Origin of the sequence: Bradyrhizobium sp. NBAIM03 (assembly GCF_020194055.1) — a bacterium.
Classification (GTDB): Bacteria; Pseudomonadota; Alphaproteobacteria; order Rhizobiales; family Xanthobacteraceae; genus Bradyrhizobium; species Bradyrhizobium yuanmingense.
This window is the reverse complement of record NZ_JADYVS010000006.1, coordinates 136,778-155,269: the sequence shown is the minus strand read 5'-3', so window position 1 is coordinate 155,269 and position 18,492 is coordinate 136,778. Positions and strand designations below refer to the sequence as shown.

General features: G+C 65.1%; 17 protein-coding genes. 16 read left to right on the top strand and 1 reads right to left on the bottom strand.

Features of this window, described 5'->3' with window-relative positions; translation table 11 throughout:
- The first annotated feature begins 37 nt into the window (after positions 1-37).
- From I6F21_RS11260 to I6F21_RS11200, 13 genes are all read left to right on the top strand, one after another.
- The gene (locus I6F21_RS11260) at positions 38-490 is read left to right on the top strand and encodes a cytochrome c (RefSeq protein WP_036005521.1); all 453 of its coding nucleotides are present in this window, start codon (positions 38-40) and stop codon (positions 488-490) included.
- 41 nt (positions 491-531) lie between these two features.
- Entirely contained in the window at positions 532-1,878 is a 1,347-nt protein-coding gene (locus I6F21_RS11255) for a cbb3-type cytochrome c oxidase subunit I (RefSeq protein WP_036023400.1), read from the top strand.
- Between the two features lie 63 nt (positions 1,879-1,941).
- The gene (locus I6F21_RS11250; RefSeq protein WP_225133530.1) at positions 1,942-2,754 is read left to right on the top strand and encodes a CbbQ/NirQ/NorQ/GpvN family protein; all 813 of its coding nucleotides are present in this window, start codon (positions 1,942-1,944) and stop codon (positions 2,752-2,754) included.
- Between the two features lie 10 nt (positions 2,755-2,764).
- Positions 2,765-4,681 carry a VWA domain-containing protein gene (locus tag I6F21_RS11245; protein WP_225141344.1) on the top strand — a complete coding sequence of 639 codons (1,917 nt, stop codon included), beginning with the start codon at positions 2,765-2,767 and terminating at the stop codon, positions 4,679-4,681.
- Between the two features lie 64 nt (positions 4,682-4,745).
- Positions 4,746-5,408, top strand: a complete 663-nt coding sequence (locus I6F21_RS11240; RefSeq protein WP_225111795.1) for an HAD family hydrolase — start codon at positions 4,746-4,748, stop codon at positions 5,406-5,408.
- Positions 5,409-5,414: 6 nt separating this feature from the next.
- Complete coding sequence (locus I6F21_RS11235) at positions 5,415-6,365, top strand: sugar-binding domain-containing protein (protein ID WP_057030032.1); 951 nt, start codon at positions 5,415-5,417, stop codon at positions 6,363-6,365.
- A 216-nt stretch (positions 6,366-6,581) separates the two neighbouring features.
- Positions 6,582-7,895, top strand: coding sequence for a sugar ABC transporter substrate-binding protein (locus I6F21_RS11230; protein WP_225141346.1), 1,314 nt, complete (start codon positions 6,582-6,584; stop codon positions 7,893-7,895).
- 84 nt (positions 7,896-7,979) lie between these two features.
- On the top strand, positions 7,980-8,852 hold the full coding sequence (locus I6F21_RS11225; RefSeq protein WP_225141348.1) for a sugar ABC transporter permease: 873 nt from the start codon (positions 7,980-7,982) through the stop codon (positions 8,850-8,852).
- A 1-nt stretch (position 8,853) separates the two neighbouring features.
- A complete protein-coding gene (locus I6F21_RS11220) occupies positions 8,854-9,684 on the top strand; it encodes a carbohydrate ABC transporter permease (protein ID WP_036005504.1) in 831 nt (276 codons plus the stop codon).
- 14 nt (positions 9,685-9,698) lie between these two features.
- Positions 9,699-10,706, top strand: coding sequence for an ABC transporter ATP-binding protein (locus I6F21_RS11215; protein WP_036005503.1), 1,008 nt, complete (start codon positions 9,699-9,701; stop codon positions 10,704-10,706).
- Positions 10,707-10,737: 31 nt separating this feature from the next.
- Positions 10,738-11,511: an SDR family oxidoreductase gene (locus tag I6F21_RS11210; RefSeq protein WP_036023419.1), complete on the top strand. Its 774-nt coding sequence runs from the start codon at positions 10,738-10,740 to the stop codon at positions 11,509-11,511.
- A 34-nt stretch (positions 11,512-11,545) separates the two neighbouring features.
- Positions 11,546-13,192 (top strand): FGGY-family carbohydrate kinase, encoded by a 1,647-nt coding sequence (locus I6F21_RS11205; protein ID WP_225141350.1) that lies wholly within the window; start codon positions 11,546-11,548, stop codon positions 13,190-13,192.
- Between the two features lie 5 nt (positions 13,193-13,197).
- Entirely contained in the window at positions 13,198-14,133 is a 936-nt protein-coding gene (locus I6F21_RS11200) for a carbohydrate kinase (RefSeq protein WP_225141352.1), read from the top strand.
- A gap of 6 nt (positions 14,134-14,139) precedes the next feature.
- Here the strand turns inward: I6F21_RS11200 and I6F21_RS11195 are convergent, their stop codons facing one another.
- Positions 14,140-15,027 (bottom strand): LysR substrate-binding domain-containing protein, encoded by an 888-nt coding sequence (locus I6F21_RS11195; RefSeq protein WP_225141478.1) that lies wholly within the window; start codon positions 15,025-15,027, stop codon positions 14,140-14,142.
- Between the two features lie 124 nt (positions 15,028-15,151).
- Between I6F21_RS11195 and I6F21_RS11190 the strand changes: the two genes are divergently transcribed.
- From I6F21_RS11190 to I6F21_RS11180, 3 genes are all read left to right on the top strand, one after another.
- Positions 15,152-16,573, top strand: a complete 1,422-nt coding sequence (locus I6F21_RS11190) for an amidase family protein (RefSeq protein WP_225183145.1) — start codon at positions 15,152-15,154, stop codon at positions 16,571-16,573.
- Positions 16,574-16,657: 84 nt separating this feature from the next.
- Complete coding sequence (locus tag I6F21_RS11185; RefSeq protein WP_036005490.1) at positions 16,658-17,608, top strand: ABC transporter permease; 951 nt, start codon at positions 16,658-16,660, stop codon at positions 17,606-17,608.
- Complete coding sequence (locus I6F21_RS11180) at positions 17,605-18,492, top strand: ABC transporter permease (RefSeq protein ID WP_036005488.1); 888 nt, start codon at positions 17,605-17,607, stop codon at positions 18,490-18,492. The genes I6F21_RS11185 and I6F21_RS11180 overlap by 4 nt, the downstream gene beginning before the upstream one ends.

The window sequence follows — 18,492 nt, the reverse complement described above, 5'->3', positions numbered from 1 at the left end:
TCGCAATTTCGCAGGAATCAACCGGAAAGGATTGGCAATGGCTGAACGCCTGACCAAGTCGGCCGCTCGAAACGTCTTCTACGGCGGCTCGGCCTTTTTCTTCGCCATCTTCATAGGGCTAACGGCGCACAGCCATTACTACATGGCCACGACATCGACCGACGCAGCCACGCTGACGTCTTCGGTTGCCCGCGGCAAGCACGTCTGGGAGAAGAATTCTTGCATCAACTGTCATACCCTGCTGGGCGAGGGCGCCTACTTTGCGCCTGAAGTCGGCAATGTCTGGGATCGCTGGGGTGGCAACGAGGATCCGGCCGCCGCGCGCGAGACATTGAAGGCCTGGATGCAGTCGCAGCCTTCGGGCGCACCGGGCCGCCGGCAGATGCCTCAATTCAACCTCACCGACCAGGAGCTCGATGATCTCGCCGACTTCCTGCAATGGACCAGCAAGATCAAGCGCCAAGAGTGGCCGCCGAACAAGGCGGGCTGAGCGCATCGCTTCCTGAAATCCCTCAAGACAGAGAGCCTGAGATGAAATATCAGACCCAGAAAGTCGCGATGCTGTATTTCTACGGCGCGCTGACCCTGTTCGTGGCGCAGGTCCTATTCGGCCTCGTCGCTGGAACGATCTACGTCCTGCCCAACACGCTGTCGACCCTGCTGCCGTTCAACGTCGTCAGGATGATCCACACCAACGCGCTGATCGTGTGGTCGTTGATCGGCTTCATGGGCGCGACCTACTTCCTGCTGCCCGAGGAAACCGAGACAGAGCTCTACAGCCCGCTGCTGGCCAAGATCCAGTTCTGGATGTTTTTCGGTGCTGCGGGTGTAGCTGTGGTCGGTTATCTCTTCCAATACCACGAGGGCCGCGAATTCCTCGAACAGCCCTTCATCATCAAGGTCGGCATCGTCGTCGTCTGCCTGATGTTCCTGTTCAACGTCACCATGACGGCGCTGAAGGGCCGTAAGACCACGATCACCAACATCCTGCTATTCGGGCTGTGGGGCGTTGCGATCTTCTTCCTGTTCGCCTTTTACAACCCGGTAAATCTCGCGGTCGACAAGATGTACTGGTGGTATGTTGTTCATCTCTGGGTCGAGGGCGTCTGGGAGCTGATCATGGCCTCCGTGCTCGCTTATCTCATGATCAAGCTCAACGGCATCGACCGCGAAGTGGTCGAGAAGTGGCTCTACGTCATCATCGGGCTGGCGCTGTTCTCCGGCATCCTCGGCACCGGCCATCATTTCTACTGGATCGGCGCGCCCGGTTACTGGCAGTGGATCGGCTCGCTGTTCTCCACGCTCGAGGTCGCGCCGTTCTTCACCATGGTGATCTTCACGGTGCAGATGACCTGGAAGGCCGGCCGCAAGCACCCGAACCGCGCTGCATTGTTGTGGTCGGTCGGCTGCTCGGTCATGGCGTTCCTCGGCGCCGGTGTCTGGGGTTTCCTGCACACCCTGTCCTCGGTCAACTACTACACCCACGGCACCCAGGTTACCGCCGCGCACGGCCATCTCGCCTTCTTCGGCGCCTATGTGATGCTGAACCTGTCCGTGATGGCCTATGCGATCCCACAGATCAGAGGGCGTGCGCCCTACAATCAATGGCTCTCCATGGCGAGCTTCTGGATCATGTGCACCGCCATGATGGTGATGACCTTCGCGCTGACCTTCGCCGGCGTGGTCCAGGTCCATCTCCAGCGCGTGCTCGGCCAGGGCTACATGGACGTGCAGGACCAACTCGCGATGTTTTACTGGGTCCGGCTGGGGTCCGGCGTGTTCGTCGCGATCTCCGCGCTGATGTTCGTGTGGGCCGTGCTTGTGCCCGGTCGCGCCCGTCAGCCGGTCATCCCCGGCGCGTTGCAGCCGGCCGAGTGAGCGCCCAAAGGCGGCCGTGGCTCGCTGCGGCCGCCGTCACTATGTGAATTCCGGAGAAAGACCATGAATGCAGCACTTCTCGCCGTGGCGAAGCCCGAACCTCAGCCGCCCGCCTATATTGCCAGTGGCAACGAATGCGCGCTGTTCGAGCACGCTTGGCGCAATCAGCTGCCGGTGCTGCTGAAGGGGCCGACCGGCTGCGGCAAGACGCGCTTCGTCACGCATATGGCGGCGCGGCTGGGATTGCCGCTGCACACCGTCGCCTGCCACGACGATCTCACCGCGGCCGATCTCACCGGCCGCTATCTGCTCAGGGGCGGCGATACCGTGTGGAGCGATGGCCCGTTGACGCGGGCGGTGCGCGAGGGCGGCATCTGCTATCTCGACGAGGTCGTGGAGGCGCGCAAGGACGTAACGGTGGTGCTGCATCCCCTGACCGACGATCGCCGCATCCTGCCTCTGGAGCGTACCGGCGAGCAGCTTGCTGCGCCGAACAGCTTCATGCTCGTCGTCTCCTACAATCCAGGCTATCAGACGCTGCTCAAGGCGCTCAAGCCGTCGACGCGGCAGCGCTTTGTCGCGATCGAGTTCGGCTTCCTGCCGCCGGAGCAGGAGATTGCGGTGGTCGCCGCCGAGAGCGGACTATCGCCGGAGCGCGTGCGGCCGCTGGTCGGGCTGGCTGGCCGGCTGCGCGCGCTGAAGGGCCACGACCTGGAGGAGGGTGTCTCGACCCGGCTCGTCGTCTATTGCGCGACCCTGATTGCGGCCGGCATGCCGACGGCCGATGCCGTGCTCGCTGGCATGATCGAGCCGCTGACCGACGATGCCGATGTCAAGGCGGCGCTGCTGGACGTCGCGCGTGCCGTGATCGGCTGAGGCGGCTCCGATGCTCGATTTCCTCGAACTGGAAGAGACCGTCGGCCGCGCCTGGCACCGCATGGTCGGTGGCACCGCCAGCTATCCGGTTCATGCCGAGCATGCGGTCTCGCTTGCGGAAATGAGAAACAGGCTCGCGGTGATGTTCCGCGCGCTGGGCGGTGAGGCGGGTGTGCAGATCGCCGGTGCCGGCGCGCGCAAGTCCGGGCATCGGCTCGGCTGGCGGCAACGCATCGGTCTCGGTGACGAGCGCCTGGAGCAGCCGGGCCGCGATGCCACCTCCATCTTCCTTCCTGAAAGCATCGCGATCTTTCCCGACAACGCGCTGAATGCAGCGCTCTATCGCTGGCTCGCGACATGGTTCGCAGCCGCGCCGATCGAAACCATCACCGAATCCGATCCGCTGCGGCGGGATCTTCTGGTGTTGCGCCGGGCCAGCGAGACGGCGGTCTTCGTGCTCGCGCAATTTCCCGGCCTCGTCGACGACTATGCGCAACTCGCCGCAGCAACTGCCGAAGCCAGGCCGCGTCGCCCCTTGCCGCGCATCGAGCAGGAGGTCGAGCAGATCGTGCTGGGGCTACTCGGAACCGGAAAGGCGCCTGCGGGCAAGCTGTGGCCCGCGATGATGGGAACGGAGCCGCTGCTGGTCAAGGCGCCGCCTGGCTATCGCTCGATGCTTCCGTGCCGGCTGTGGGGCGATTGCTGGACCCGCGAGCTGTCGCCTGCGCATGCGGGCGTGGATGAATGCGCCGATGGTGCGGAGGCCGCGAGCGAGGACAATCGCAAGCACTTTGCCGTGCGCGAGCGCGAGGACGGCGCCAATCGCCGCGATCCCTTCGTACTCAACCGCTTCGAGAAAATTCTCGCGATGGCCGAGATGGTCAATGTCGACCGCCCCACCGATGACAGTGAGGAGGAGGATGCGCAGAAGGCGGCGGACGATCTCGAGGAGATAACGCTCAGCCGCCGCAGCGGCAAGCCGGCGGGCCGGTTCAAGTTTGATCTCGACCTCCCGCCGGAGGCCCTCGATGCCTCGCGCTTGACTGCGGACCTGACCTATCCGGAGTGGGATTATCGCAGCGGCTCCTATTTGCCGGATCATTGCCGCGTACTCGCATCTGCCGCCCCCGAGAATGGGGAAAGCTGGACGCCCAACGAGACCATGCGCCGGCACATCCGCCAGGTGCGCCGCCGCTTCGAGGTCCTGCGGCCGCGCCATGAGTTGATGCGGGCTCAGGCCGACGGGCATGATCTGGATCTAGACGCGCTGGTGCGTGCGCGGTGCGATCTCCGCGCCGGCAGCAGCAGCGGTCTTGATCGCGTCCATTTGGCGATGCGCCCGCAAGGTCACGATCTCGCTGTCACGCTGCTGGTCGACGTCTCGCTCTCCACGGACGCCTGGGCCAATGGCTACCGCGTGCTCGACGTCGAGAAGGAGGCGCTGCTCGTGCTTGCCCACGGCCTATCCGCCTGCGGCGATCACCACAACATCCTGACCTTCACCTCGCGCCGGCGCTCCTGGGTGCGGCTCGAGACGGTTAAGGCGTTCGGCGAGCCGATGAGTGACGTGGTCGAGCGCTGCATTGGCGCGCTCAAGCCCGGCTATTACACGCGGATCGGTGCGGCGGTACGGCATGCCGCCGCCGAGCTTGCACGCCAGCCGCAGCGCAAGAAGCTGCTGCTCGTCCTCACCGACGGCAAACCGAACGACGTCGACCACTATGAAGGGCGCTTTGCGGTCGAAGACACCAGAAAGTCCGTGCAGGAAGCGCGCCGGCTCGGGATCACGGTGTTCGGCGTAACGATCGACGCGGGGGCGCAATCCTATTTTCCGGCCCTGTTCGGGCGCAGCGGCTATGCGATCGTCGGCAACATCAAACGATTGCCCGCGGCACTGCCGGCGATCTACCGGCAGGTGGCACACTGATGCGGTTCATGCAACTGGGCGTTGGGCTATTGCTCAAGGCTTGGGTATATGATCGAATGGCCGGATGGAGCAGGGCCGGCCAAATCCCGATCTGATCATCTTCGACTGTGATGGTGTGCTCGTCGACAGCGAACTCTTGAGCTGCCGCTGCCTGTCCGAGGTCCTGGCGGAATTCGGTCTCGTGCTCAGCGAGGAGCAGGCGCTCGAGCTGTTTCTCGGACGCAGCACCAAGGCCGTCGAGCAGCATTATCGCGATCTCGGGCACTCGCTGACGGACGCCTTCCCGCCCCGACTGAAGTCGCGTGTGCTGGAGAATTTTGCCGCCTCGCTCGCGCCGATTCCCGGGGTGGAGGCGGCGATCTCCGGACTGACCGTGCCGTTCTGCGTGGCCTCGTCGAGCGATCTCGACCGCGTCTCGCTCTCGCTCGACGTCACCAGTCTTCGGGCATATTTCGGCGATCGGATCTACACCGCGCAGATGGTCAGGCACGGCAAGCCGGCGCCTGATCTCTTTCTTCATGCGGCCGAGAGCATGCGCACGCCGCCATCGCGCACGCTGGTGATCGAGGATAGCGTCAGCGGCGTGCAGGCGGGTAAGGCGGCCGGCATGACCGTCTGGGGATTTGTCGGCGGCGGCCATTATCGCAGCCGCGATGGCCGGGCTATATTATCGGCCGCCGGGGCCGATCGGGTCTTTACACATATGAGCGATCTCTGGGAGGTGTGAGCGCGCATGGCCGCCGAGAACGACAAGTCGAGACTCGACGACGCCGCGCGCGCCGGCTGGCTCTATTTCATTGCCGGTCACACACAGGACGAGATCGCAAAGATGCTTCAGGTGTCGCGGGCTTCGGCGCAGCGGCTGGTCTCGTTGTGCCTCGCCGAGCGGCTCATCACCTTCCGGCTCGAGCACCCCATCGCAGCCTGCATGGAGCTGGCGGCGCGCTTGAAGCAACGGTTCGACCTCGTTCATTGCGAGGTGGTGCCGGCCGATCCGGCCGCGCCGCAGGCGGTGGCTGGAATCGCCGAGCGCTGCGCCAATTTGCTCGATTCCACGCTGCGTTCGGAGACGCCCGTGATCGTCGCGCTCGGCACGGGCCGGGCGGTGCGTGCCGCCGTCGAGCGCGTCACGCCGATCGAGCGGCCCAATCACCAGATCGTCTCGCTGGTCGGCAATATCTCCGCCGACGGCTCGGCGAGCTTCTACGACACCGTCGGCCGGCTCGCCGACCGCACCGGCGCGCGGCACTATCCGATGCCGCTGCCGTTCCTGATGTCGTCGGAAGACGAGCGCAACAGGATGGTGCGCATCGAGCCGATCGCGAAGGTGAAGGCGGTCGCGGCAAGGGCTGACTTGCGCCTCGTCGGCATCGGCCAGATGGATCAGAAGGCGCAGGTGCACGTCGACGGCTTCGTCACCCGCGACGAATTGTTCGAGATGATGCGGCTTGGCGCCATCGGCGAGATCACCGGCTGGGCCTATGACGCCAAGGGGCGCCTGCTCAAGGCCGGCACCAACAAGCGCCTCACCAGCATTCCGCCGGAAGTGCCGGCGAAGACCACGACCATCGGTGCGGCGGTGGGCGCAGCCAAGGTGGCGGCGATTGCAGCCGCGCTGAGCGGCGGGCTGATCAACGGATTGATCACGGACGAGGCGACGGCAAGAGCGATTCTGGAGCGGTAAAGCGCTCACGCTTCGCGTGCCTACCACACTGGATGCTCCGCGTTCGCGGAGCACGACAGCCGTGGGTGAAGCAAAACCTCCCCATCCTTCCCGCACCGCAGCACTCACAAGTTGCTGGAATGCCCACGCGCCTGCTTGACAACGTGCCGCCCTTGCGCTGAACATACGCCCAACGCGTGGGCATATGCCCAAAACGCGAATTGAGGGGAGGTCACCGTGAAACATGTCCTGGGCGCCGTCTGCGGCGCGTCTTGCCTGCTGCTGGCCGTCCCGGCGATGGCCGAAACGACCCTGACGATCGCCACCGTCAACAATGGCGACATGATCCGCATGCAGGGGCTGACGGGTGAGTTCACCAAGAAGAACCCTGACATCACCGTGAAATGGGTGACGCTGGAGGAGAACGTGCTGCGCCAGCGCGTCACCACCGATATCGCCACCAAGGGTGGCCAGTTCGATGTCCTCACCATCGGCACCTACGAGGTGCCGATCTGGGCCAAGAAGGGCTGGCTGGTACCGCTCGCCAACCTCGGCGCCGATTACGACGTCGCCGACCTCCTGCCCAAGATCAAGGACGCGGTCTCCGCCGACGGCAAGCTCTACGCCGCGCCGTTCTACGGCGAGAGTTCGATGGTGATGTACCGCACCGATCTGTTCGAGAAGGCCGGCCTGAAGATGCCGGAAAAGCCGAGCTGGGATTTCGTGATCGATGCGGCCAAGAAGCTGACCGACAAGAGCGCCGGCACCTACGGCATCTGCCTGCGCGGCAAGGCAGGCTGGGGCGAGAACATGGCGTTCCTCTCGGCAATGGCCAATTCCTATGGCGCGCGCTGGTTCGACGAAAAGTGGCAGCCGCAGTTCAACACGCCGGAATGGAAGACGACACTCACCACCTACGTCAACCTGATGAAGGAAGCCGGGCCTCCCGGCGCCAGCTCCAACGGCTTCAACGAGAATCTGGCGCTATTCAACGCCGGCAAATGCGCGATGTGGATCGACGCCACGGTCGCGGCGTCCTTCGTCACCAACCCCAAGGAGTCCAAGGTCGCCGACAAGGTCGGCTTCGCGCTCGCGCCCAACACCGGGCTCGGCAAGAACGCCAACTGGCTGTGGGCCTGGAATCTCGCAATCCCTGCCGGCTCCAAGAAGACGGAAGCAGCCGAGAAGTTCATCGCCTGGGCCACCAGCAAGGACTACACCAAGCTGGTGGCCTCGAAGGAGGGCTGGGCCAACGTGCCGCCGGGCACGCGTACCTCGCTCTACCAGAACGATGAGTACCTGAAGGTCGCGCCGTTTGCGAAACTGACGCTGGCCTCGATCAACGCCGCCGATCCCAACAAGCCGACGGTGAAGCCCGTTCCCTACGTCGGCGTGCAATACGCCGCCATCCCTGAATTCCAGGGCATCGGCACGCAGGTGGGCCAGCAGTTCTCGGCGGCGCTTGCGGGATCGATGACGGTCGATGCGGCGCTCACGGCTGCGCAGTCCGCTACCGAGCGCGAGATGAAGCGCGCCGGCTACATCAAGTGAACCCGGGCTCTCCCTGAGCTCAAACTTGCGGCCATCCATCCTTGCTGGATGGCCGCCCTTCTTCCTCCGAGCGGAGCGCCAAGAATGGCAACCCGGCAGACGCAGCTTCTTGCGCGGTCGCTCCTGACCCCGGCCGTCGGACTGCTGTTCATCTGGATGATCGTCCCGCTGGCGCTGACGATCTACTTCTCGACGCTGCATTACAGCCTGCTCGATCCCGGCTCGGAATCGTTCGTCGGCCTTGAAAACTTCCGCTACTTCCTCACCGATCCTGCCTTCCTCGCCTCGCTTCAGAACACGCTGGTGCTGGTCGGCTCGGTGCTGGCGCTGACCATCCTGCTCGGCATTCCCCTGGCGCTGCTGATGGACCAACCCGTGGTCGGCCGCAATTTCGTGCGGCTGATGGTGATTGCGCCGTTCTTCGTGATGCCCACGGTGAGCGCGCTGGTCTGGAAGAACCTGTTGATGCATCCGGTGTCGGGATTGTTCGCCTGGCTCGCTTCGCTGTTCGGCCTGACGCCGATCGATTGGTTCAACGACGTGCCGCTGTTTGCGGTGATTTTGATCGTGACCTGGCAATGGCTGCCGTTCGCGACCCTGATCCTGCTCACCGCGCTGCAATCGCTCGACGAAGAGCAGAAGGAAGCCGCCGAGATGGACGGCGCCAGCGCCGTCTCGACCTTCATCTACATCACGCTGCCGCACCTCGCGCGTCCCATCACGGTGGTGATCCTGATCGAGACCATCTTCCTGCTCACGGTGTTCGCCGAGATCTTCGTCACCACCGGCGGCGGGCCGGGCCTGCAAACCACCAACATCGCCTTCCTGATCTATTCGCAGGCGCTGATCCAGTTCGACGTCGGCAGCGCCTCGGCGGGCGGGCTCGTCGCGGTGGTCATCGCCAACATCGTCGCCTTCTTCCTGGTCCGCATCGTCGGCCGCAACCTGGAGGCCTGACATGGCACGGATGGCGACGACGCGGCGGGTGATGATATCGACGGCGGCGGCCTGGCTGTTCGGCTTCCTGATCTTCTTTCCGATCCTGTGGATGGGGCTGGCGAGCTTCAAGACTGAGCTCGAGGCCTTCGCGATCCCGCCATCCTTCCTGTTCTTCCACTGGACCACCGAAAACTACGCGACCGTGCAGGAACGCAGCGATTATCTGCACCACGCGATGAACTCGATCATCATCGCCGGCGGCTCGACGCTCATTGCGCTGCTGATCGCCATTCCGGCGGCCTGGTCGATGGCGTTCTCGCCAACCAAGCGCACCAAGGACATCCTGCTCTGGATGCTCTCGACCAAGATGATGCCGCCGGTCGGCGTGTTGGTGCCGATCTACCTGATCTACAAGAGCCTCGGGCTGCTCGATTCCCGCATCGGCCTCGTCTTCATCCTCTGCCTCGGGAATCTGCCGATCGTCATCTGGATGCTCTTCACATATTTCAAGGAGATCCCGCGCGACATCTTAGAGGCCGCGCGCATGGACGGCGCCACGATCGGCCGCGAGCTGGTCTATGTGCTGACGCCGATGGCGATCCCGGGACTGGCGTCCACGCTGTTGCTCAATCTGATCCTGGCCTGGAACGAGGCGTTCTGGACGCTGAACCTGTCCACCTCGAGCGCTGCGCCGCTCACCACGTTCATCGCCTCCTATTCGAGCCCCGAAGGGCTGTTCTGGGCAAAACTGTCGGCGGCGTCCACGCTGGCGATCGCGCCCATTCTCGTCCTGGGTTGGTTCAGCCAGAAGCAGCTCGTGCGCGGGCTCACCTTTGGCGCGGTGAAATAGGGGGCTGCCGGATCATGGGTCAGATCACACTTCAGGGCGTGCAGAAATCCTTCGGCCCCGTGCACATCATCAAGGGCGCCGACCTCGAGATCGCCGATGGCTCCTTCGTGGTGTTCGTCGGTCCCTCCGGCTGCGGCAAGACCACGCTGCTGCGGCTGATCGCGGGGCTCGAGGACGTCAGCGGCGGCAAGATCCTGATCGACGGCAAGAACGTCGTCGATACGCCGCCCGCCAAGCGCGGGCTGTCGATGGTGTTCCAGTCCTACGCGCTCTATCCGCATATGAGCGTGCGCGGCAATATCGGCTTCGGCCTCAAGATGGCGGGCTTGCCGAAGGACGAGATCAACCGCAAGGTCGAGGCGGCCGCCGCGACGCTGAATCTCACGCCCTACCTCGACCGCAAGCCGCGCGAGCTCTCCGGCGGCCAGCGCCAGCGCGTCGCGATCGGCCGCGCCATCGTCCGCGAGCCCAAGGCATTCCTGTTCGACGAGCCGCTCTCCAACCTCGACGCCGCGCTGCGCGTGCAGATGCGCATCGAGGTGACGCGACTTCAGAAGCAGCTCGGCACCACCGCGATCTACGTCACCCACGACCAGGTCGAGGCCATGACCATGGCAGACAAGATCGTCGTGCTCAACGGCGGCAAGATCGAGCAATATGGCTCGCCGCTGGAACTTTACGAGCGACCCGCCAATCTCTTCGTCGCCGGCTTCATCGGCTCGCCCAAGATGAATTTCGTCACCGGCGAGCCCGCTTTGCAGAAGGGGGCAGCGACGATCGGCGTCCGGCCGGAGCATCTGAAGATCGAGCGCGACGGCGGTGGCGGCTGGCAGGGCACCATTGCGGTGGCCGAGCATCTCGGCAGTGACACCTTCCTCTACGTCGACGCCGGTGCGCTCGGCATGCTGACGGCGCGCTACATCGGCGAATTGAGCCTGCATGCCGGCGACCGGGTGTCGCTGATGCCCGACCCTGCACGCATTCACCGCTTCGACGAGAGCGGCAACGCTCTTCGGGGCTGACAAGAAACGGCAAGAAGACGGAAAGACGACCATGTATCTGGAAAAATTCAGGCTGAGCGGCAAGACCGCGTTCATCACCGGCGGCGGCCAGGGCATCGGCCTCGCCTGCGCGGAGGCGCTGGCCGAGGCCGGCGCGAAGGTCATCATCGGCGACCGCGACGGCAAGGTCGCCGACGGCGCCAAAGCCAGCCTGAGGGCGAAGGGCTACGACATCGAGACCGCAATCATGGACGTCACCAACACCACACGCGTGGCGGAGGTGGCAAATGATCTCGTCGCCCGCCATGGCAAGGTCGACATCCTCGTCAACAATGCCGGCATCGCGCGGAGCGAGACGCCGGCCGAGACCGTTACCGACGAGCACTGGCTCAACGTCATCGACGTCAATCTCAACGGCACCTTCTGGTGCTGCCGCGAGTTCGGCAAGCACATGTTGAAGGCTGGAAGCGGCGCCATCGTCAATGTCGGCTCGATGAGCGGCTTCATCGTCAACAAACCGCAGGAGCAGTGCTTCTACAACGCCTCCAAGGCCGCCGTGCACCATCTGACCAAGTCGCTGGCCGCCGAATGGGGCGCGCGCGGCATCCGCGTCAACGCGGTGGCGCCGACCTATATCGAGACGCCGCTCAACGCCTTCGTGAAGAGCAATCCGAAAATGTATGACGCCTGGATCGGTGGAACTCCGATGGCGCGCATGGGGCAGGTCGAGGAGATCGCCTCCGTCGTGCTGTTCCTCTCGTCCGAGGCCGCGAGCCTGATGACTGGCAGCATCGTGCTGGTGGATGGCGGCTACACTTGCTGGTAGGCTCACCGTCAAAACGGACGGACCGGGAGAGACCATGCCGCGAGCGTATATCGGCGTCGACGTGGGGACCACGAGCACGCGGGCAGGGGTGTTTGACGAGGCCGGCACGCTGCTCGCGACGGCCCGGCATCCGATCAGGATCTGGCACGAGGCCGGCGACATCGTCGAGCAGTCGTCGGAGGACATCTGGCAGGCCTGCGCCAAATCGGTGCGCGCGGCGATGTCGGAAGCAGCGATTACGCCGGGCAGCATCGGCGGCATCGGTTTCGACGCCACCTGTTCCCTCGTGGTGCTCGATCCGCAAGGCGTGCCGCTCACCGTCAGCACCTCCGGCGAGGCGCAGCGCAACGTCATCGTCTGGATGGACCATCGCGCCACGGCCGAAGCGCGGCTGATCAACGAGACCGAGGATGCCGTGCTGCGCTATGTCGGCGGCTCGATCTCGCCGGAGATGGAGATGCCGAAGCTGCTATGGCTGAAGCGGCATCTGCGCGCGAGTTTCGATGCCGCCGGTCACTTCTTCGACCTGGCCGATTATCTGACCTGGCGGGCGACCGGCGCGCTGCAGCGCTCGACCTGCACCGTCACCTGCAAGTGGAACTATCTCGCCCATGACGGCGGCGGCTGGAGCGCGCCGTTCTTCAAGCGCATCGGCCTGTCCGACTTCGTCGCCGAAAAATATGCGCGCATCGGCACCGAAATCGTTGCGCCCGGTACGCGCCTCGGCGTCGGGCTCACGCCGGCAGCAGCATTCGAGCTCGGCCTTCCTCCCGGCACCCCGGTCGGCGCCTCCCTGATCGACGCCCATGCCGGCGGTATCGGTGCGATTGGCGGCCGTGACGGGGCAGGCGGCCCGAGCGATGTCGGCGATCGTCTCGCCTACATCATGGGAACGTCGGCCTGCATCATGGCGACGACGAAGGAGCCGTGCTTCGTGCCGGGCGTGTGGGGTCCCTATTATTCCGGCATGGTGCCGGAGTTCTGGCTCAATGAAGGCGGGCAGTCCGCCGCGGGCGCTGCGATCGATCATCTCCTCAAGTCGCATCCCGGCCATGGCGAGGCGAGCGCGGCGGCACGCAGCGAAGGCCTCGATCTCATCGATTTCCTCGAGCGCCGCATCATCGCGCGCGCCGGCGGTGCCAGCCGCGCCGCGCTGCTGGCGCGCGACGTCCACGTGCTGCCGGAATTCATTGGCAACCGCTCGCCCTATGCCGATCCCGACACGCGCGCGGTGATCGCGGGCCTTGATCTCGACACCGACATCGCCGCGATGGAACGGCTGTTCGTCGCCGGCCTCTGCGGTCTTGCCTACGGGCTTGCGGAGGTCATCGAGGCTTTTGCCGCGCATGGGGTCCGCTCCAGCATCATGATCATGGGTGGCGGTGCCAGCCGCAGTCCTTTGGTGCGGCAGATCATGGCGGATACCACCGGTCTCACGGTCGCGTTGCCGCAGACGAAGGAGCCGGTGCTGCTGGGCGCCGCGATGCTAGGGGCGGTCGCCGGTGGCGCCTATGCCTCGATCGGTGAGACCATGGCCAAAATGTCGGCGCTGGGACGCAAGAGCGAGCCGACCGCGCCTGATATGGCCGCGTTTCACGCCCGCAAGCGCGAGGTCTACAAGCTGCTGCGCGAGCTCGATCGCGGCAGCCGTGCCGCGATGCGCAGCGTCGCGAGAGGTTGAAGGACATGCTGATTGCCTGCGGCGACGCGCTGATCGATTTCGTGCCGATGCGAAACGTCGAAGGGCGCGAAGCGGTGATGCCCGCGGTCGGCGGCTCCTGCCTCAACGTCGCGATCGGCATGGCGCGGCTGGGCGCGCCGACTGGTTTCGTCGGCGGCATCTCGACCGACCTGTTCGGGCGCATGATCGCCGACCATGCCTCCGCATCGAAGGTTGCACTCGATCTCGCCACCCGCAGCGACCACCAGACCACGCTCGCCTTTGTCCGCATTGTCGAGGGCGAGTCGCACTACGCCTTCTACGATGCCGAGACCGCGACGCGGAACTGGACTTACCGGCATGGGTCCATTCCGTTCGATACTGTCGAGGCCGTCCATGTCGGCTCGACCACGCTGGTCAACGACCAGGGTGCGGCCGAGACCAAGGCGCTGATCGCAGACGCGCGGGCGTCGTCCACGATCTCCTTCGATCCGAACTGCCGACCGAACCTCGTCAAGGACAAGCCAACCTATCTCGGCCGAATGGCCGAGTTCGCCGGAAGCGCCGATCTCATCAAGATGTCGGACGTCGATTTCGCCTATCTCTTCGGCGAGGAGCCGTATCAGCAGCGCGCGAGCACATTGCTGGGGCAGGGGACGAGCCTCGTCGTCATCACCCGCGGCAACAACGGTGCCATAGCCTGGCATGCGCAAGCAGGGCAGATCGAAGTGCAAGCACCGAAGGTCGAGGTGGCGGACACTATTGGCGCCGGCGACAGCTTTCAGGCGGCGCTGCTGTTGGCACTTTACAAGCAGGATCGCATCGCCCGGCCGAGATTGAAGGACATCGGCGCGGACGAGCTCCGCCGTGCGCTTTCCTTCGCCGCCAATTGTGCCGGCCTGACCTGCACCCGTCCGGGCGCCGATCCGCCTTGGAGCCACGAGATCAATTGGGACTGGTAGCCCACGTCACATCCGCGCGACGGCCTTCTCGGCACATTTGAGGAAGGTTCCGATCAACGGACTGTGGGAGTCCCGCCGCCAACAGACTGCGATGTCGAGGGAATCGGCGACGTCACGCAGGGGTCTGAACACGACTCCGCGTGGCGCGCCGAGCTGTGCGCAGGCCGGCAGGATGGCGAGACCTTCGCCGGCCAGGACCAGGCTCATCGCCGAATGCACCGTCTCCACCCGGCTGGCGATCGGCATCACCACCTGGTGCCGACGCAATAAAGGGACGACCGCGGAGGAGGCGGGCCCATGGTCCGGATGCGGGAGTGCGATCAGCGGGCGGCCCTGCAGCCGGGCCATCGGCACCGAACTCAAGCGGGCGAGTGGCGAGCGGATCGGCATGGCCAGCATGAAAGGCTGTGCACCGATCTTTGCCACCTGTATCTCGGGATGATTGATTGCGGGCATACACAGCGCGACTGTGACGCTGCGGTCGAGCACGCGGGCCTCGCGCGTCGAGGCGCTCAGCTCAACGAAGCTGAGATCGACGCCGGGAACTGCGCGGCGCAGTTCGGGGATGAGTCGCGGCAACATCGCATTCGCCAGCACGAACATGTAACCGACTGACAGCCGGCCGCGCCGTCCCGAAGCAACCGCGCGTGCGGCTTCGGCGCCGTCCGCTGCCAACGCCAGCGCTTCGCTGGCGCGCGCCAGCAATGCCTGGCCGGCCTCGGTCAGATCCATGCCACGGGTGCCGCGGCGGAACAGCGGCGCGCCGATCTCGGCCTCGAGCTTGCGGATCTGGACCGAGAGCGGCGGCTGCGCCATCCGGAGCTGCTCGGCCGCCTTGCCGATGCTGCGCGCCTCGGCGACGGCGACAAAATAGCGGAGCCGGCGAAGATCCATTGGCATACCGAGAGCGTATGGGTTGGCGATAAAAATGGTATTGGACGGCGAGTTAACAAAACTGTCATTCTCGCTGTCAATGTCTTCGGGCCAATGGCGGCCCGCTTCGGAGCGTGATGTGACGATGAACGGCGATCCCTGTCTGTTGTCCGCGACCGAGCTGCGCGGTCTCGTCGCGGCAAAGCGGATTTCGCCAGTCGAGCTCACCCGCGCTGTGCTTGCCCGCGCCGAGGCCCTCCAGCCCGAATTGAACTGCTTCATCACGTTGTGCGGCGACGAGGCGACCGCAGCGGCGCGCGAAGCCGAGCGCAAGGTGATGGCGGGCGAACCGCTCGGCCTGCTGCACGGCATCCCCGTAACCGTCAAGGACATCGTCAATACCAAGGGGGTCAAGACCACCTTCGGCGCCGTTCCCTACAAGGATAATGTGCCGGCCGAGGATGCCGTCGCCGTCGCGCGGTTGCGCAGCGAAGGCGCGATCCTGATCGGCAAGACCACGACGCCGGAGTTCGGCAGCAAGTGCCTCACCGATTCACCCTTGTTCGGCCGGACCCGCAATGCGTGGGACGCCTGCCGTTCCTCCGGCGGCTCCAGCGGCGGCGCGGCGGTCGCTGTGGCGAGCGGCATCGCGCCGCTCGCTATTGCGACCGACGGCGGCGGCTCGACACGAATTCCGGCCGCCTGCAACGGCGTGGTGGGCCTGAAGCAGAGCAACGGCGTGATCCCGCACAGCCAGGCGCTCGACGTGTTCGGCAACCAGACATATGTCACGCCGACCACCCGGACCGTCGCCGATACTGCGCTGATGATGCAGGCGATGGCGGGCGAAGATCCTATCGATCCCTGGTCGATCGGCGTGCCCGTGCCCGACTTCATCGGCACCGCCGCCCCGCATGGTGATTTGCGCGGGCTGAGGATCCTGTACTGCCTGACGCCGCCGGGCCGTCCGGTATCCGCCGAAGTCGCCGCCAATTTCAAGGTGAGCCTCGACCGGCTGGCCGGGTTAGGGGCCGAGCTCGAGGAATTCTCCGGTGAGGGGTTCGACATCGAGCCGATCTGGCGCGCCATCAACCACACCGTCTGGCGCACGCGCTTTGCCAAGCTTGCGGCCGAGCATCGGGACGAACTGAGCGAGGCCTTCCTCAAGCAGCTCGCGCTCGCCAGCGAAGTCAGCGGCATCGACTATCAGGAGGCGATGTTCGCGCGCACCGCGTTGTTCCGCCGCGTGCAATCGCTGCTTGCGCGCGGTCACCTGCTGGCGATGCCGACGCTGACGCGCACCGCGCTGCCGATCAAGCAGGACCTGTTCGGCAATATCGAGATCGACGGCAGGCATTACGACAGCGTCCGGCCGCATTGGTTCCCCTGGACAATGCCGTTCAACATGACCGGTCACCCCGCGATCAGCCTTCCCTCGGGCTTTGCCCGCGACGGGCTGCCGATCGGGCTCCAACTGGTCGGCCGTTTCCGGGCCGATGCGGAATTGCTGCGCGTGAGCGCTCTGTTCGAGGCGTCAAGCGACCTTCTGTCCCGCTGGCCGTCTTGAGGAGATGGAGATGCAGCAAAGAGCTTGCTTAAGGCGTCCGGACATGTTGATCGTGGCCTGGGTGAGCCCTGAAGCCGAGCGCGCATGAGCGTCTTTGTCCTCCGACGTCTGTTGACTCTGCTGGCGACGCTGGTCGGCGCATCGCTGATCATCTTCCTGGTGCTGGACGCGCTGCCCGGCAACGCAGCGCAGATGCTAATGGGCGCCGATGCTTCGCCCGACGCGGTGCGCGCGCTCACCGTCAAGCTCGGGCTCGACCAGCCGCTGGCGGTTCGCTATTTGCAGTGGATCAAGGGCCTCCTCGTCGGCGATCTCGGCAATTCCTACGTCTACGGCACCCCGGTCGGCAGCCTGATCGCCGAGCGGCTGGTGCTGACCATTCCGCTCGCGATCATGGCCATGACGATCACGGTGACGCTGGCGCTCTCGGCCGGTATCTACACCGCCGCCAACCACAACAAGCTCGGCGATGTCGGCGTGATGTCGTTGACCCAAGTGGGCATCGCGCTGCCGAATTTCTGGTTCGCGATTCTCCTGGTGCTGCTGTTCTCGGTGCGGCTGCAATGGCTTTCGGCCGGTGGCTTTGCCGGCTGGGAGGACGGCATCTGGCCGGGGATCAGGTCGCTGCTGTTGCCTGCGATCTCGCTCGCGGTGGTGCAGGCCGCGATCCTCGCGCGCGTCACGCGTTCGGCCGTGCTCGAAGTGCTGCGCGAGGATTTCGTCCGCACCGCCCGCGCAAAGGGCCTCGGCAAGCGCGAGGTGCTGTGGAGCCACGTGCTGCGGAATGCCATGATCCCCGTGATGACCGTGATGGGCCTGCAATTCGCCAATCTGCTCGCCGGCACCATCGTGATCGAGAACGTGTTCTACCTGCCGGGCCTCGGCCGCCTGATCTTCCAGTCGATCGCCAACCGCGACCTGATCGTGGTGCGCAATTGCGTGATGTTGCTCGCCGCGATGGTGGTGATCGTCAATTTCGTGGTCGATGTGCTCTATGCCTTCATCGATCCCCGCATCAAGGTGCACGACCTGTGAGCGCGCCCATCACCATCGACGCGCCCGTCGCAACGCGTCCGCTGCCGGCGCGCACGTTCTGGCGCCGCGCGCTGCGCCACCGCAGCTTCGTCCTCGGTGGCACGCTGAGCCTTCTGGTGCTGGCTTCGGCACTGTTGTCGCTGGTATGGACGCCGTGGTCGCCTTACGAAATCGACATCGCCGCAAAGCTCCGCCCGCCCTCGGCGGCGCATTGGCTCGGCACCGATTCCTTCGGCCGCGACATCGTCTCGCTGCTGCTTGCGGGCGCCCGATCCACCATCATGGTCGGTGTCATCGCCGTCAGCATCGGTCTTACCTTCGGCGTCACTCTGGGTCTGATCGCCTCGGCCCGGCGCGGCTGGACGGAGGAGATCATCATGCGCTTTTCCGATTTCACCTTCGCCTTTCCGGCCGTGCTGTCCGCGATCATGCTCGCCGCCGTCGTGGGGCCGGGCATGGTGACCTCGATCGTCGCGATCGGCATCTTCCAGATCCCGACCTTGACCCGGCTGACGCGCGGCTCGGCCAATGCGATCTGGGCGCGTGAATTCGTGCTGGCGGCACGGGCGGCGGGCAAGGGGCGCTTCCGCATCACCATCGAGCATGTGCTGCCGAACATCCTGTCGATCCTGATCGTGCAGGTCACCATCCAGTTCGCGCTCGCCATTCTCGCCGAGGCCGCGCTGTCCTATCTCGGCCTCGGCACGCAGCCGCCGCAGCCATCCTGGGGACGGATGCTGAACGATGCGCAGACGTTGCTGTTCCAGTCGCCGATGCTCGCGGTCTATCCGGGCGTTGCGATCGCAATCTCGGTGCTCGGCCTCAACCTGCTCGGTGACGGATTGCGCGACCTGCTCGATCCCCGGCTGGCGCGGGAGCGATGA